Raw genomic sequence first — 19,418 nt, forward strand, 5'->3', positions numbered from 1 at the left:
CTTTCGCTATTTTCGAATACCTCCTGGCTTAAACTTGCGTTTAGCTGAACGCATTCTGTTACGCACCTGCTCTTTTAGTTGTTGTTTCACTTCAACAAGCGTGTGTAGTTCTTGCCTTGTAAGCCAAGGTAAAACTGCATTTAAACCACTTGTGAGCGCACTAATCGTTGAGCTGCTGTAAAGGTCTGTATCGACGTACCATTCGCCTTTAACACGATGTAAATCTATCGTAGATATTTGCAACACAACACCTGCGACATTTACATCTTGCTTTTGTGTCTCCAGTCGTGATATGTTTTCTGGTTTTTCAAAATTCACCTCTAGCGAATAAAGTGAATCTTGTTTGCTGTTGTGGTAGTCGTTGTACTGCTGTGTAACCCAGCTTTTATCTACTGCGCCGCAAGATAAGGCTAACTCTAACTGCGCGCTTAACTGTGTTAATAGCTCTGTTATTGGCAGACCTTCATCCAATTGATTTAGGTTAATGACAGATCTGACAGGTTCCACTAAGTGCGCAACAGTCACCCCACTTAGCGCATGGCTCACTATTTTGCTTTCCTCATGAATACTCTGAGCAATGGTCAGTGCCACACACAACGCTCGCGGTAAATCAATTGATAGCATATCTGCCAAACGAACCAATGCCTGTTGAGCTTGTTCATCAAGCACAAAGGCCACTTTATCTCTTGCAGCAAGCGGCTTTGATGACAAGTTGTTCACTGGCAACTGTGCAAACGCTTTTATATGTGATTGCCAAAATGCGACTTGCTGTTTAACCATCTTTCTATCTATCGCACCACTTTGCAGTAGCGGCAATTGAGGTACTGGCAGCAAATGCTCTGGCACCATATAAGCTGGCAAAGAGTGCTTCATGATATGTATCAAGGTCGCAAGTGCTGCATTGACATCCTCACAGTCACGGCTATAGCGAATAGATACGTTGTCATCGGTCACCGCTACTTGCTCCACATACTGCTGACGAGCAATAAATTGCTCCACCTGCAGCTGCTGCGAACTCACCTCAAGTGCTGGGCTGGCTAACAACTCAAAAGTGCCATCGGCTAAGACTCTTGCCGTAAGTCCTGTGTCTATGTGCGCATCAGACGTATCACCTTGCAGATACAAACGACCTCTTGCACCAACAGGTGCAACCTGTTTGCTTTCGTGCAGTACTAGCAACGGTTGATAGTCCGACATAACACCTAAGTTAAATACCTGTTCACTGCTCACCTTGACCTGACTCAAGTAACTATATGGTCCAACATTTAGGATGCTGCGCACTTCGTAAGCACTCGCCCACTGCCACAATAATTGCATGTTAGTGTCGGCTTGAGTGATACATAGCTGTTGCACTTGGTAGTCTGGTTGCCATGGGATGCTGGCAAGCTGTGCCGCGCTCATTGTGGCATGAGTGATTGCACCTGAAGCAATAGCAAGCGCTAAGGCCTCATTGCTTTGAACTAAATGCAGTTTAGCGCCCGCCAATAATGCCCCAAGCCAATCACTCGCAGACACATAGCAGTTATCAGGGCTCAGCAGCACTTGCGCATCATGGTTTATCGATTGCGTGGCAAGCTGTGATTGAATCTGACGATAGACGGCCTGATGTGACAAACTGTGCTTGCCATATTGCAGCGCATCGTTAAATACTGACACAAATACATCATACAAATTGCTCTGATCGTAATGCTCAAATAACTCATACATCATAACCATCTCTTTTGGACTCGATGTGTGAGAGCCTGTCTCCGTTACTCGCCATTGATCCGATGATGCGTCTAACACATCGTAGCTGTAACTGGCACCCAGCTTTAACGCAGCTAGCATGGCAACATATCGACTTTGAGTGTGAGGCAAATCGACATATAACGTATCTATGGCACTAAATCCTTGCGCCTGAAGATAGCGTGCAAACTGGTTTGCTCGGCCATTGAGCTGAGCATAGGTTAAGTACCCTTGCTCACTTTCGATAGCAACAGCACTGGGTTGCTGTTGCACCATTTGCTCAAACTGCAAATGAATGGGCTGCGCCTCTAATTTTGGCAATTCAACATGTCTTGCACTGCGTTGTAGCTTTAACTGCTCAATGGCAATGTCTGGGTTATCTGCAATTTGTTCCAGTATCACATTAAAGCTCTCGGCCATCGACTCAACCGTTTGCTCATTGAACAAATACGTGGAGTAGTTCCATAAAAACTGAATACCACTGTCAAGTTCTGCAGCCTCCATTTCCATATCATATTTAATAATATCATTGTCGCCGCCCAGTGATTCAACTTGCAAACCGGGTAAATCAAGCTCGGAGGTTTCATTATTTTGCAATGTAAACATCAGCTGGAAAATTGGGCTATGGCTGAGCTCTCTAGACACTTTAAGTTTATCAACCAAGGTTTCTAGTGGGATATTTTGGTTATCGTAGGCCACCAGCGTATTCACTCGGTTTTGCTCTAACAATTGCGCAAAGGAAGTGTCTTTCTCCCATTGGCTGCGATACACAATACTATTGATAAAGTAACCAATTAGCGGTGCCACCTGCGGGTGTGTACGCCCCGCGATCGGGCTACCAATCACCACATCTCGGGTCTGGCTCCAACGGCCAATAACAATCGAATACACACTATAAAGCACCATAAACAAGGTGGACCCACGCTGTTTTGCCATGCTTTTTATTTTTGTGCGTAACCTATCATCAACCATCCAAGTGTAAGTACGCCCTGCAAATTTTTGCTGTGGCAAACGCGCATAGTCCAAAGGCAAAGAGTGGCGTTTAGGCGCGCCGTCAAGGCGCTCCTTCCAGTAAGCAAATTGCTGATCCAGAGCTTGCTCATCATAAAACTTACGCTGCCAGCTGGCATAGTCACCATATTGAATTTCTAGCGGCGCTAAAGTGCTGGCTACCCCTTTGCAGAAGCAGTCATAAAAGTGGATAAACTCTCTGACCAACACAGCCTGTGACCAGCCATCAGACACAATATGGTGCATGGTAAACATCATAATGTGCTCATCTGCCGATAAGCGAAGTAACTTGGCTCTGAGCATTAAATCAGTGCTCAAGTCAAAGGTTTTACTCATTTCTTGAACGACCTGCTTGTTCACTTCAGCTTGTTGTTCAGCTGCTTCCATCTCTGCCAAGTCTATGACCGGAAATGCCACACGCTCGCTCGGCATGACCCGTTGAAATGGTTCGCCGTTATCCACCACAAAGATGGAGCGCAGCACCTCATGTCGTTCAACTAATGCATCCAGAGCGCGATGAATTGCATCTATGTTCAATGCCCCCCGCAAACGAAATGCTGCAGGAATATTGTATTGACTACTGCCGCCTTCTAGCTTATCAACAAACCATAACCCTTGCTGTGCATAGGATAATGGCAACAAGGTTTTATTATCGACAGGCGTGATCAACATTGGATCTGCTTTGGCCTGCTCCTTTTCTCTTAGCTGTTTTAAAAAGCTGATAATGCTGTCTTTATGCTCGCGGATCTGCTCTTTGAGCTGGGCGGGAAACCCGCCCTCCTCGCTCACATAAGCAAGCTGATCACCTTTGAGGTATAAAACAATATTGTTGTTACGTGCTTGTTCGTAAATCTCTAGTGATACACTCATTAGAACACTCCTTCTTCAACGGCTTTACCAGCGCCTAAAATATGCTCTTTGGCTTCGAGCGCGTCGCTATCCACCATGCCTTTACTAATTTTTTCTGCGATAGCTTCGATAACTGGGTTATCAAAGAAATCCTTAATTGAGAACACCTTCTCGGGAATAGAGAATGTTTGACGAATGGCACTTATCACGCGTGTCGCCACCAGTGAGTCACCACCTAAATCAAAGAAGTGATCTTCAATCCCTATTTCCTCGATGCCCAAAATATCGCGCCATATATCAACTAACTGCTCCTCAACGTCATTGCGAGGTTTTACATAATCAGTTTCAAGATCAGGGCGAGAATACAAGTTCTTATTGGTGTCTTGCGTTTTATCAATCCACTGACTCAGTCGTGCTTCAAGTGAGCCTGTAGAGTTGATTAGTTGTGGCATATACCCACCGGCAAGAGCCATGGCAAATGCCTGTGCACCTTCTTGCGGGTTCATAGCAAACACATTGTCATTGCTGACATCAAACTTCCAACCATCCCAATTAACACTTAACCAACGCGTGTCACCTTGGGTATGCTGGCGTTGCACAAAGGCATCCATGTAGGCGTTTGCCGATGCATACGCACTGAAGCCAAGACCACCTAATACCGTTGAAAGTGAAGACATCAGTAAGCAGAAGTCCACTTGATGTTCGCTTAGCAGTTGCTCAAGCACTAACAGACCATCAACCTTCGAGCGACATTGCTGTGCAAAGTCTGCTTGCGTTGTATCTGATAAGGCTTTCATTGAGCCATGGATCTGACCGGCACAATGAACCACGCCATCGACAGCACCAAAACGCTCAACCGCCGTGTTAAATACCTGACGCATTTGCCCAATATCAGCAACGTCAGCGGCCATAACTGCAACCTCTGCACCATTTGCTTGCATAGTTTGAATTTGGCGGATACGGCTCACCAGAGTGTCATCTTGTTGTTGAGCAACAATGTCATCCCACTGTGCAGGATGTGCAAATTCAGAGCGACCAAGTAGCACAATGTGCGCATTGCTCACTGAGCTACTGATGTGCTCAGCTAATAACAAGCCAATGTTGCCAAGACCACCAGTGATGATATAAGTGCCATTGTCTTTGAGCGTATGCGCTGGCGGTAACTCAGTCTCTATAAGCTCAGCTTGATATTTTTGCTCCCAACGCTTGTTACCTCTAATCGCAATAGCAGGAATACGCTTCGCGGCCAACAACTCTTGGCACAGCATGTTGCCCAGTGCACTGCGCTTGTTAGCATGACTTGGACCCGTCTCGCTAATATCAATATGGTGACAAACCAACTCTGAATATTCTTGCGCTGCCACCTTAACCAAAGCGCCTATCGCCGCGTTATCAGGGTTAATCATCTCCCAGCCAGTGACAGAGAATACATCGCGGCTCAGTAAATCAACTTGCACCTGAGCACCAAGCCCTGCATCAACAAGTGCCTGAATGGTGTAAAGAGCGCTGAGTGCACCGCGCGATTGTGCATCATTAAATGCCGACAACGAAAGAGACTCACTCGCTTCGCTGAGCGCCCCCATATGAACCACTCGATCAAGTGGTGCTGAAGAGTTTGCGGCTTTAATCAATGCGCCATACTGAGACTGTGATGCCATATCTAAGCGATACTCATGCTCACCAAGTTGCGAGAATGCAGCGCCATGACGTGCCATCATTACGGTATGACCAGCATCATTTAATTGCTGCGCTAGCACATCTGCCAATCCTTGTTCATCAGCAATGATCAACCAACGACTGACATCGCTTTGTACGGCATGACTAACCTGTCTTGCTGCTGACGTTTGCTGCCAAGTTGGTACATACCACCAGTCCTGTGGTTCTAATTTGCTATTAGCCACCGCTTTTGATGATGCACCAGAGCGAACACGATCAATCCAAAAACGACGCTTTTCAAATGGATATGTCGGCAATGGCACACGTTTTACAGCTACGTCGCCGTGGTATGCTGACCAATCAATAGCGATGCCATGGCTCCATAACTTACCCAATGAACTGGCGAGATAGTGCAGATCGCACACCGCTTCATTAGGGTGGCGAATCGTCGATAAAACAACCTGTTCTTTGGCATTATCGTGCTTACGAGCCAGTGTGCCTAAACCAATGCCAGGGCCCACCTCAAGTAACACTTTGTGCTCATCAAGACGCATTGTTTCGGTCAATAGCGTATCGATACCCGCAGCAAAGCGTACTGTGCCACGCAGGTGATCTACCCAGTATTGTGGGTCTTGTGCTTGTTGTGGTTCAATAAATTGGCCTGTGACATTTGACACAAACAGCTGCGTTGGTGCAGATAGCGTAACTTGCTCAACTTCACTTCTGAATGTGTCTAAAACGTCATCCATCATGGCACTGTGAAAAGCATGCGAGGTTCTTAGCATGCGCCATTGCACTTGCTGCGCATCTAACAATGTGGTTAGCTGTGCTATCGCCTCAGCGCTGCCCGCAGCAACACAGTTACCCGCTGCATTCACACTTGCTAAACATGCACCAGCACGAGTAAGTAACGGCTGTAATTCTGCTTCAGACATTACCACAGAGACCATATCACCCGGTTGTGCTTGAGCCATGATACGGCCACGTGCACTCACAAGTTTTAATGCATCAGCCAAGCTGAATACGTCTGCCAAACAGGCCGCTACATATTCACCGATGCTGTGACCAATCATGGCATCCGCTTGCACTCCCCATGATTGCAGTAATTTAGCCGTACAGTATTCGACCACAAATAATGCAGGTTGCGTATATTGCGTTTGGTTCAGCAGAGCATCTTCTGCTTGCTCAGCACCAGCGAATACAACCTCTTTGATATCTACATCTAAGTGGGCATTAAGTAACTGAGCACACTCGTCAAACTGCGCTTTAAATACCGCTGACTGCTCATACAGCGCTTTAGCCATATCTTGATATTGCGCGCCTTGCCCAGGGAACATAAACACTGTCGAGCGATGCGTTTGTTTTTCACGCACTATACGCGGTTTTTGAGCAAGCAATTCAATCGCTTCTTCAACCGAACGACATGCAATACTGGTGCGATATTCGTGCACCTTTCTGCCCACTTGTAAGGTATAAGCAACATCTGCCAAGTTCACATCTTGGTTGCCAAGTAAGTGTTCGCGTAAGTTATCGCAAGCAACCTTCACTGCGTCTTTAGACATTGCCGATAATGGCAATACATGCACAGTGTCACACTTAGCAGCTGTATCAACACTTGGCGCTTCTTGCAAAATAACATGGGCGTTTGTGCCACCAATACCGAACGAGCTAACACCAGCACGTCTTAGAGGCGCTTTACCTTGCCAAGGTTTTAACTCTGTATTGATATAAAATGGCGTATCCGCAAAGTTAATTTGACTGTTACTTTGGGTGTAATTGATGCTTGGCGGTAACTGCTTATGCTTCATCGCCTGAATCACTTTGATCATGCTGGCAACACCTGCCGCACTGTCTAAATGACCCACATTGGCCTTCAATGTACCCAACGCGCACTGCCCTTTGTCAGCGCTTGCATACGCTTTTTGTAAAGCCTTCACTTCAATTGGGTCGCCGATTTGCGTACCGGTGCCGTGCGCCTCAACATACTCAATAGACTCAGCCGTCACATTGGCGTTTTTCAGTGCTTGTTTGATCACCTCAGACTGACCACGCACACTCGGTGCGCTATAACCCACTTTGTCGGAAGCATCATTGTTAATCGCGCTGCCTTTAATAACTGCATGAATGGTATCGTTATCTGCTAGTGCTTTATCAAGGCGCTTGAGTAGCAATACACCAGCACCACTACCAGCTCGTGTACCTTTGGCGTCTTTATCAAATGGGCGACAATGTCCATCAGCTGATACTATGCCCCCTTCTTCATACATATAGCCACCAGGTTGCAACAAGTTAATACTTGCTCCCCCTGCGAGTGCCATTTCACATTCACCCTGCATAATGCTGTTACACGCTTGATGAACCGCAACCAAAGAAGTAGAACACGCTGTTAGCACGTTAATACTTGGCCCTGTCAGGTTTAACTTGTATGAAATTAAAGTAGATGCAAACCCTGAGCTATTGCCAAAGAAGGTTGATTTACCCGTGCCGGCCATCACTTCTGGATTTGGCATAATGTTATTTAATAGGTAGTTACTTTCAGCAATACCTACATAAACACCTACATTTCGATACTGCGAATCATCACCGTAGCCACTTAGTTCAAGCGCTTCGGTTGAACACTCAAGTAGTAAACGTTGCTGCGGGTCAAGTAGCTCAGCCTCACGCGGTGAGTAGCCAAAGTAGTTAGCATCAAACTCTTCAATGCCTTCAAGTACATAACCTGATTTCACGAAATTAGGGTTATTCAGAACTTGAGAACTGAAGCCAAGTGCTTGTAACTGCTGCTCATCGTAGTGCTGAATTGACTCCACACCCTCACTTATATTTTGCCAAAATTGCTCGACGTCTTTGGCACCAGGGAAGCGACCCGACATACCTATGATGGCAATATCCGTGCACTCCTCACGCTCAACAGTAGATTGAGACTGTGACTCTTCCTCATGCACTTCCTCTTCACCAGATAAATAAGCAGCAAGGCCAGATATGGTTGGATACTCGAAAATATCGACCAACTCAATGGAGAAGTCTGTGCGTTCAGACACCATTTTTTGTACCTGAACACTCAGCATTGAGTTGCCGCCTAACTCAAAGAAGTTGTCTTTGCTGGCTACTTTCTCAACGCCCAATACTTCGCTCCAGATCTGCTTTAACTGCTGTTCAATGCTGTTCACAGCTGCTCTGCTCGCCGAGGCCTTTTTAACGCTTGAAGCTGACGCTTGGCTTACGCTTGGCAGCGACTTTTTGTCCACTTTACCGTTTGCTGTCAGAGTAAACTGGTTCACCATAATAAATTGTGCTGGCACCATGTAATCTGGCAGGTTACGTTTCATCCATTGCGTCAGTTTTGTTGCTTCTACGGCTTGTGCTTGTGGTACGTAGTAAGCGACTAATGTGGCTTCATTTCCTTCTCCCACAGCCACCACGACGGCTTCTTTAACCTCTTCATGGGCGCTCAATTGCTGCTCAATTTCTCCCGTTTCTATGCGGTAGCCACGAATTTTAAGTTGATCATCAATACGGCCAACAAACTCTAAGTTGCCATCAGGGCGATAACGCACTAAGTCACCACTGCGATACAGCTTCTGTTCTGTGGCTAAAGCACGGTGTGACGTAATGAATTTTTCAGCCGTTAGATCATCACGGTTGAGGTAGCCTAAGGTCACCCCTTGACCCGCAATATATAACTCACCAATAGCCCCAAGCCCTGCCGCTTGACCGTCTTTTAGGATGTGCAATTGTGTATTACGAATAGGTTGACCAATTGGAATTGCTGGCATATCAACATCGATATCAGCCAACGTTCTAACCCAATAAACACAGCAACCAACCACGGTTTCTGTTGGTCCGTATTCATTCACATACACGCTATTTGGTAACAACGATGCTTTCCAAGGTAGCAGTGTACTGGTTTTCAATTGCTCGCCGCCGATGACCACCACGTGCTGTGCATCACTGGCCACTTTCGCTGAGTTAAGTAACTCTAAATGTGCAGGAGTCAGCTTAAACAGGTAGCTCTGCTGAGCACTTAAGTATTGATGTAAACCTTTCACCAATGCTTCTTGAGACTCTGGCAATACCACCAGCTTGCTACCACATAGTAATGCGGTAAATAGTGTGGTAACCGTTGCATCAAAGCTAAGCGGAGAACTCAAGATAGCGCCGCTTAAGTGCTGTGCAAAATAGTTTTCTGTGGTGTGTTGTAGGTAATTCACAACACCACTGTTATGTACCATCACACCTTTCGGTAGCCCCGTAGAACCCGAAGTATAAATGATGTAGCACAATGACTGCGAAGCATCGTCGGCAAGCACGAAACGGCTTTGTGGGTACGCTTCGTACGCTTGCAAAGACGCCAGCTCCATCGTGGCACATTGTGTGAATGTGTGGCTTTGTGTCAAGGTACTCTCAACCAGTACAAGTTGCGCGCCGCTGTCAGTTGCCATGTAGTCCAAACGAGCTTGTGGCAAGCTTGGGTCGAGTGGTAAGTACGCTGCGCCACATTTTAAAGTTGCCAGTACCGCAACCACTTGCTCAACACTGCGTGGGGTGCATAAACCAACAATATGACCCGGTTTAACACCTTGTTCGGTCAGTGCATGTGCAAGTTGATTTGCCTTTGTATCCAACTCACTAAAGGTCAAAGACAACTCTCCAGACTCCAGTGCACATTGCTGAGGATGTGCATCGACTTGGCTTTCAAACCATTTGATAACACTGTCATAACCGTTGTTTTGTTCAGTGGTCTTGTTTTGCGCCGCTAACCAATTTGTCTGCGACTCATCAAGTAACTGATAGTCATAAGCTGCTTGCTCAGGCGCTGTAGCAATCTGTGTTAATAGGTGTTTAAAGCTGTGGCCCAAAGCTTCAATACTTTGCTGCTCAAACAAACTCTTTGCGTAAATCCAGTTGATAAACAACTTGTCATCTTGCTCAGTGATCACAAGCTCTAAGTCAAACTTACTTTGCGCACTGGCACTTGGTAGATTACCCAATTCAAGTTCAGGCAGTTCGATGCGGCCATCACCACGATTTTGCATGGTGAAAATCACTTGAAATAACGGCGCATGACTCAAGTTTCTTGGAATATTTAGCTCATCAACTAACATTTCAAACGGTACATCTTGATGTGCAAACGCATCTAAGATCATCCCTTTGTTGTCGTGTAGTAACTGTGCAAAACTTTGCTCTTCGTTTAATTGTGTTCTAAATACCAGCGTATTAACAAAGAACCCGATTAATGACTCAACATCAGGGTGAGTACGGCCTGCAACTGGGCTGCCAATCACAATGTCTTTTTCATTGCTGTAACGACCAAGTAGTAACGCAAAGGCACTGTAAAGCACCATAAATAAGGTGACACCGTTGGCCTTTGCAACGCGCTGTAACTGCTCTAACAGGGCACCATCAATCATGTCATCGTAGCCACCGCCTGCAAACTGCTGCTTAGCCGGACGACTCTTATCTAACGGCAAATTATGTAGCTGAGGCGCTCCCGCCAGTTGCTGTGTCCAGTAGCCAAGCTGATCAGCTAACTGTTGCTCAGCATAGTCAGTGACTTGCCAATGAGCAAAATCCGCATACTGAACAGGTAACAGACTTAACTGTGCCTCCACTCCTTGGTAACCTGCGCGATAAAGCTCAACAAATTCATTCACTATGATATCTAACGACCAACCATCCGAGGCAATGTGGTGCATTACAAATTGCACTACGTTATCTTGCTCAGACAATGCCACTAGGTTTACACGTAGCATTAAGTCTTGGCTCAAATCGAATGGCTTCGCTGCCTCTTGTGCTACTAGTTGATTTAAAGTTTGCTCTTGGTCTGTGCTGTTGGCTGCCATCGTACTTAAGTCATGGCGCTTCATTTTAAAGCCATGCTCTTTGGCAATCACTTGCACCGGACCTGCTGTGTGATCATGATACGTAGTACGTAACACTTCATGGCGTTCAATGATCTGTGTAAATACCGATTCTAAAAGCGCTTCGTCTAAACGACCTTTTAAGCGGATCGCAATGGGCATATTGTATTGCGCACTGCCTTGGCCAAATTTGTCAATAAACCACAAACGTCTTTGTGGGTAAGACAGTGGCAATGGTTGCGCTCTATCGACAGGCTTAATTGCTACAAACTCCTGACGTGCTTGGCCGTCAATATGCGCCGCTAAATCCGCCAGGGTGCTGTGCTCAAACAATGCATTGAGTGTAATTTCAACATGCTTTTGCTTAGCCAATGCACTGATAAAGCGCATTGCCAACAAAGAGTGACCACCCGCTTTAAAGAAGTCCGTGTTTGCGCCGATCTCTTGCGTCCCTAAGATATCCTGCCACATCTGTGCCAGCCAATGTTCGGTGTCTGTTTGCAGAGCAGTTACTTCAACTTGCAGGCTCATGCCACCTTGCGCAGGTAATGCTTTTCGATCAATTTTACCATTGAGTGTTACTGGGAATTCTTCAAGTACATAGTATGTTGAAGGCACCATGTAACTTGGTACTTTATCTTCCAAATACTCGCTAATTTGACCACCACATGCGTGCTCTAATGCTTCTTTGTCGCTGATGTGAGTGCATACTAAATACGCGGCTAAGTGTTGCTCTTCGCCTTCACCAACCAACATAACAAGAGACTCGTCTACGCCTTCAAACTTGTTGAGTAAGTTTTCGATTTCGCCCGGCTCAATACGGTAACCGCGTAGTTTAAATTGCTCATCAATACGGCCAACAAACTCTAAATGACCCTCATCGCGATAACATACTAAGTCTCCGGTGCGATATAGACGCTCGGTACGACCATCCTCAAAAGTATGGCTTACAAACTTTTCTGCACTTAACTGTTCACGAGCAAGGTAGCCTTGCGTAACACCCGCACCACCGATGTATAACTCACCCGTTGCGCCAAAAGGTGCAATACGCCCTGCGTTTATTACATATAAAGTGGTGTTTAAAATCGGCTTACCGATAAGCACTGCGTGCTCACAACGTGCTAAGTCGTCAAGTGTATTGACTGTATATGTACTACAACCAACCACCGTTTCCGTCGGGCCATACTCGTTAACGAATGAGGCATTAGGTAGTAACTGTGACTTCCACTTAGTCAGCGTTTGTACGGTTAACTGCTCACCACCAATCACGATGGTGTGCGCGGCATTCGATGAGGCATCGTCACTTTGCATGTACGCCAAGGCCATTAAGTGCGCAGGCGTGATTTTGAATAACTTCGGCGAATCACTCATTAGCTGCTGCGATAACACACTTAGCGTGTCATCGTTATCCGCTAAGAGCGTCACGGTTTTACCTACACATAATGGTGTGAGTAATGTGGTGATCGTCGCATCAAAACATAATGGCGAGCTAACAATAGAGCCACTCATTGAAGGAGTTAGATACTGCTGATGTGCGTGCGTTAAATAATTCACTAGGCCCTGATGAGGCACCATAACCCCTTTAGGACGACCAGTTGAGCCCGATGTAAACAGAATATAAGCCAAGCTTTGCGGTGTTACTTGTGTTTCAGTCGCATCAGGGTTTTCGTCTGAATACTCTTCTAACCATTGCTCGTCGTCTGATGCATCATCCATCAACAAGACATCAATGCCCTTGATTGGCAAACTTTCCATTGACTTACTGTGTAGCAATACAATGTCAACATCGGCATCTTCAAGAATCATTTGCGCACGTTCTACAGGGCCATTTGGCTCCATTGGCACATAGGTTGCGCCCGCTTTCATCACAGCCAGAATGGCAATCATCATTTCAATAGAACGCTCAAGGTAAATCCCTACGCAGTCTCCGTGCTCTGCCCCACTTTCGATCAGCAGGTGGGCAAGTCGGTTCGCTCGTTGGTTTAACTGTGCGTAGTTCAATTGCTGTGACTCAAACTCCACCGCAATCGCATCCCCTGTCATTGCAGCTTGCGCTTCAAACAACTGATGCATGCATACGTCTGCTGGGTATTCACCATTGTTGTTATTTAAATCAATCAGTTGATGAGTTAACTGAGCCTCATTAAGCATGCCAATACGTGTAATTGGACTTGCAGATGCCTCAGCAAAATTCAAAATAAGCTCTTGTAAATGCTGTGCTATCTGTTCAATTTGTGATTGCGCTAGCAGGCCGCGTCGTACTTCGAATTTAATTGACAAAGTGCGCGCTAGATCCGCAACCAGCGTAATACCATAGTTAGTTCCCGTGTATGACTCAACGTCTTGTAAATTCAATGCAGCATCAGAGGCTTTTTCGTCAATGGCATCATCTACTGGATAGTTTTCAAATACGATTAAGCTATCAAATAAGGCATGCTCATGAGTGCTCAATTGCTGAATTTCATGCAGCGGTACATGGTTGTAGCTTTCTCTTTCAACTTGCTGTTGGTGTAACTGAGCCAGCCATTGTTCAACCGTTAGGTTTTCATCAATATTGACTACAACCGGCAAGCTGTTAATAAATAATCCAATGATTTCTTCAACACCATCCAGTTCCGGTGGACGGCCAGATGTAACCGCACCAAAGGTAACTTGATCAGTACCATTGTATCTAGCTAATAGCAGCGCCCAAGCAGCTTGCACAATTAAGTTCACCGTCGATTGCGATGACTGCGCTAAAGAAACGAGCTTGTCAGTTTGCTCACTATCAAAAATGATACTGAAATCATCATGCTCTTCTGTTGTACTCGCAGCAACTTCTTCGGTACTCAACAAAGGTAACGCAGTTGGCTGTTCAATCGATGCCAACGCCTTAGTCCAATAATCTATGGCTTGTTGAGGGTCTTGCTGCGCTAACCAATCAGCATAGTCATGGTATGAGCGAACAACTCTTAAGTTTGGTTGCTCACCTTTTAATAATGCACGATAGCATTCGGTCACTTCACCAATCACCAGCGGAATACACCAGCCATCCATTAAGGCATGGTGATAAGACCAAATTACCTGCTGCACATCATTACCCATATGTAGCACTCTAAAGCGCATTAATGGGGCTTCTTCTGGGGTAAAACCACGCTGTTGATCTGCTTGGCGATATGCTTCTAACTTGGCTTTTTGTGCTGCACCGTCAAGTTGTGATAAATCTTCCTCTAACCAAGGAATAGACACTTGCGCATGCACCACTTGGTGTACGTTGCCCGAGTCCATGCCAACAAACGAGGTTCTAAATACGTTATGACGCTGTGCAACTTGGTGCCATGCTTGCTTAAACTTGTCACAATCAAGTTGCTCAAAGCGCAGTACGTTTTGCACCACAAAGCTACCACTATGTAGCATACTGTGGAACAATAAACCTTGCTGCATACCTACCGCAGGATATAGATCAGCGACATCTGTTGCGCCCACCCATTGCTGAAGCTCTTGGTCTTGCACATGAGCAAGTGGGAAATCAGAAGGAGTGTAACGTCCGTGTTCAACACTCATACAATGCTCAATGATCTGGCTCAATGCACCAACAATGTTATCGCATAGTGCCTGCATGCTTTGTGTGGTATATAGCGCTTTGGTAAATGTCAAAGAGCCCTGTAAACGACCATCACTTACCATACAGTTAATGGTTAACGGGTTGCTTGGCTTGCGTGCAGCACTGATGTTATTACCTGCAAATTCATTGGCTTTGCCAAACGCACTGTCGTCATTAGCAACTTGGTCAAACTGCCCTAAATAGTTAAATACCATCTCACTGGCAGGTAGCTGAGCAAATGCTTCATCTTGAGCACAATAACGTAATAAACCATAGCCGATGCCTTTTTGTGGAATGGCGCGATATTGCTCTTTCACTGCACAGATCAGGTCTTCCAGTGACGCACCAGCTTGCATGCTAAGCGTTAATGGGAAGATAGTTGTAAACCAGCCCACGGTTTGGCTTAAATCAAATTTATCACTGAGTTCTTCACGGCCGTGCCCCTCAAGATCTAAACGCACAGCATTTACATCAGCGGTGTGGTGAGCTCCAAGTAAAATTGCACATAGCAACAACTCATTAATTTGTGTGCGATAAGCGCTATTACTGTGACGAAGCAATTGCTCTGTTAATTGTGCGGGTAGTTCAAAGTTAACTGAACTTGCACCTTGCTCACTTGTGTCTGCATTTGGCAACACTTGATGTAGTGGTGCGACATCGACAGCAAACCCTTCTAGCCAGTAATCTCTTTGTGCAGCAACTTCGCTACTTTGTGCGTACTCGGCTAAGAACTCACCCCATTGCTGATATGATGACGTTTTGCTTTCAAGTTTCAGAGTTTCGCCGTTTTGCCATTGACCATACAACTTTTCAATATCTTCAAGTAGTACACGCCACGACACACCATCAACAGCAAGGTGATGAATAACAATCAGTAAACGTCCTGCCATCGCTGTTTCTGGTGCAAAATAAACCGCTTTAAGTAATTGACCATTTTCTGGGTTTAAGCTTTCTTGGTAAGCACTCGCAACGTCATGCAAATTATCGAAACTGCTGTTGCTCCATGACTCACTGATAACCGCTTGTGCAACCAGTTCATCAGTCAATGGTGCATACTCGCCCTGCCACACATCACCTTGCTTAACAAACTGCAATCTTAGCGCATCGTGACGTTCATATAGTTTGGCAACAATATTAGGTAATGCTTGTGGGTCAAAATCCACGGGGGTTGTCAGTAATACCGACTGGTTGTAATGATGTAAGTCCGTTTCATCGGCAAAAAACACATGATCGATTGGCAGCAATGTTTGCGACCCAGTCACAGCGTCTTGTGACGCTTCTACTTTACCGCCAGATTTAACCACTGGCGCAAGCTTTTCAATGGTTTGCGAAGAAAACAGCGCTTTAACACTAAAATGTAATCCCGCGCGTACCGCACGAGAGACAACTTGAATTGATAAAATAGAGTCGCCACCGAGTTTGAAGAAGTTGTCGGTAATACCCACTTGCTCAACGCGTAACACGTCTTGCCATATCGCACATAACGCTGTTTCAACATCGTTACGTGGTGCAACGTATTGTCCTTGCTGTGCTGATACATCGGGCTCTGGCAGAGCTTTGGAGTCTACTTTGCCATTGCCAGTTAGTGGCAATTTATCAAGAATAACAAACAGCTGTGGAACCATGTACTCTGGCAAACTATCACTCAATGCTAAGCGCAGTGACTCTGTAAATTCAAAGCGTGCCGCTTTAACTTGTTGCTCATCGCCATGACTGACAACATCACTTGCAACATAGGCAACTAAACGCTTATCACCATTCTCTGTTTGCTTAGCAAGTACAACGGCATCATTCACTTGCTCATGGCACAATAGTGCATGTTCAATTTCACCCAGTTCAATCCTAAAACCGCGGATCTTCACTTGGTTATCGATACGCCCTAGGTACTCTAATGAGCCATCAGGCATGCGACGAGCTAAGTCACCACTGCGATAAAGTCTTGGGCTGCTCAGCGCATCATTTTGATCATAAAACGGGTTGTCAATAAAACGCTCTGCAGTCAGTTCTGGGCGGTTCAAATAACCACGCGTCACGCCCGCACCACCCACATACATTTCACCCACAACACCCACTGGTACTAGATTCTTTTGCGCGTTAAGTAGCAAAATATCCAAGTCTCGCAGTGGTACCCCGATCATACTTGCTTCACCTTTGCTGGTGATATCATCACTAGTGATACGCTTAAAGCTGGCATGCACCGTGGTTTCTGTAATGCCGTACATATTAATAAGCTGCGGCGCATCATCACCAAATTGATTCACCCACGCATTTAGCGATTGTAAGTTCAGCGCTTCACCACCAAAGATCACATAACGCAACGCCAATGGCTGCACATTCTCAAGCGTCACACTCACAAGCTGTGCAAACGCAGTCGGTGTTTGGTTAAGTACCGTCACCTGCTCGTCAATCAGCAACTGATAAAAGTCACTGGTCGAGCGAGCCACTTCTTTTGGCACCACAACTAAAGTGCCACCGTATACTAATGCACCCCAGATTTCCCACACAGAGAAATCGAATGCAAACGAGTGGAACATGGTCCAAACATCGTCAGCGCCAAAGGCAAATCCAAACTCTGTGGCATCAAATAAACGGCAAACATTCTGATGCTCAACAAGTACCCCTTTAGGTAGACCAGTGGAACCAGAGGTATAAATCACATAAGCAAGATGACTTGGCGTTAGCTCAAGCTGCGATGCAGGGATGTTGTCTACAGGGTATTGCGCCACTGTGCTTAACAGTACGTCATCGTCTAAACATACCGTATCAATGTGCTCAAAGCCCGGCAGCTTAACAAGGTGAGATTGTGTCAGTACCATCTCAATCGCTGAGTCTTCAATAATATGACGTAAGCGAGACTCTGGATGCGCAGGGTCAAGTGGTACATATGCTCCCCCAGCTTTTAAGGTGGCTAAAATGGCAACCAACATGTCAACCGAACGATCTGCACACACCCCCACCAAAGTGTCTGGCGTAATTTGCTTTTGCGCTAACAAGTAATGCGCTAACTGGTTAGCTCGCTCATTAAGCTGTTGATAAGTGAGTGACTGACGCTCACTGTCTGGTGCATCAAATACCAAGGCCGTAGCGTGTGGGTGCTGTTGTGCTTGTTGCTCAAACAACTCATGAATACAGTGATGCGTATCAAATGTCTCCTTGGCTTGCCAAGTAGACAGTTCAAGTTGACGCTCTGATTCAGTCAGCATATTTGCAGCCAGTACTGGCTGCTCTGGTGCAGCGACTAAGCTACTAAGTAACTGCTCAAAATGGCTAGATAGGCTTTCAATGGTGCTGCGATTGAATAGGTTAGTGTTAAATTCCCAACCTAAAATAAGACCACGCTCTACTTCGGTCACATTCAAAGTAATGTCATATTTAGAAGTGATTTTCTCTTCTTGTTTCAACACCTCCAATTGCACATCTGGCAGCTCCAATGCACCTTGCTCATTGTTTTGCAGTACCAACATAATTTGGAAAAGCGGGCTATAAGCTAGGTTACGAGCTGGTTTTAATTTATCTACAATCTGCTCAAACGGCACTTGTTGATGCTTGTAAGCACCTAGCAACATGGCTTTGCTTTGCTCTATCAACTGGGTAAACGTTGGGTTTTCAGATAGATCACTACGCAGCACTAAGGTATTTACAAAGAAGCCGATAAGCGCTTCTACTTCTGATTGTTCACGATTTGCAATCGGACTACCCACAACAATGTCAGTCTCAGCGCTGTATTGTGCAAGTAATGCAGAAAATGCAGCGTGGATAACCATAAACATGGTGGCATCTTGGCGCTGACAAAGCGCTTTTAGTTGCTGCTTAACATCCTTATCAACTAACGAAATATACAGATCACCATCAAACGTCTGCTCTTTTGGACGGTTGTAATCAAGCGGTAATTGATGCACTTCAGGTAAGTCTTTTAACTGCTCACCCCAATAATCTAGTTGCTGCTCAAGGACTTCACCTTGTAACCAGTTTCTTTGCCAGTACGCATAATCAGAATACTGAATTTCCAGTGGTGCAAGCGGGTTATCTTGACCTTGAGAGTAAGCCGAATAAAGGGTTTTTAGCTCTTGTACTAATACCCCCATCGACCAACCATCTGATGCAATATGGTGCATAGTAAACAGCAACACATGTGACTGCTCACTGAGCTTTAATAGTTGCGCTCTAAGCATCAAGTCTTTTGCAAAATCAAACGGCGTGTGCGCTTCTTGTTCAATGCGTTGCTTAAGTTCTTGGTCAAGTTTATCGGCACTGATATCTGACAAGTCAATCATTTCAACACTAAATGCTTGCCCATCATGAACAACTTGCTCAGGTTGTTCATCGTCGCCATACACAAAATATGTACGCAAGCTTTCATGTCTCTCAATAATGGTTGCAAATGCATTTTGCAGTGCATCCACGTTAAGCTCGCCAGTAAATTTAAGCGCACCTGGGATGTTGTAGTGGCTGCTGCCACCACCGATATGATCAAGCATCCACAAACTTTGCTGTGAAAAAGACAGTGGCTTTTTAGCTTCTTGCGGTGCTTTTTCAATCCGCTGATTGTTTAACTGTGCAGCTTGAGTTTGCTCAAGTAAAGCAATAATTGCCTCTTTATGCTCTTTAATTTGCGCACCAATCTCAGCTGTGATAGCGCCTGCTTCTGCGCGTGATTTTAATTTACCTTGCTCCACAAATAGGTGGATACCACGCTTGTATAAATCAGTTAGGAAATCTTTTAAATTGTTCAT

2 protein-coding genes are annotated in these 19,418 nt (G+C 45.6%); both read right to left on the bottom strand.

Annotated features, from left to right (window positions below; translation table 11 throughout):
* Window positions 1-6: 6 nt before the first annotated feature.
* A complete protein-coding gene (locus HG263_RS12340) occupies window positions 7-3,606 on the bottom strand; it encodes a condensation domain-containing protein (RefSeq protein ID WP_171626380.1) in 3,600 nt (1,199 codons plus the stop codon).
* A complete protein-coding gene (locus tag HG263_RS12345; protein ID WP_171626381.1) occupies window positions 3,606-19,418 on the bottom strand; it encodes a non-ribosomal peptide synthetase/type I polyketide synthase in 15,813 nt (5,270 codons plus the stop codon). Before HG263_RS12345 ends, HG263_RS12340 begins: the two co-directional genes overlap by 1 nt.

The organism is Pseudoalteromonas caenipelagi (genome assembly GCF_013140855.1).
Classification (GTDB): domain Bacteria; phylum Pseudomonadota; class Gammaproteobacteria; order Enterobacterales; family Alteromonadaceae; genus Pseudoalteromonas; species Pseudoalteromonas caenipelagi.

Coding starts and splice junctions, on each gene's coding strand:
- HG263_RS12340 (WP_171626380.1), bottom strand. CDS start 3,606: ATGAGTGTATCACTAGAGATTTACGAACAAGCACGTAACAACAATATT.
- HG263_RS12345 (WP_171626381.1), bottom strand. CDS start 19,418: ATGAACAATTTAAAAGATTTCCTAACTGATTTATACAAGCGTGGTATC.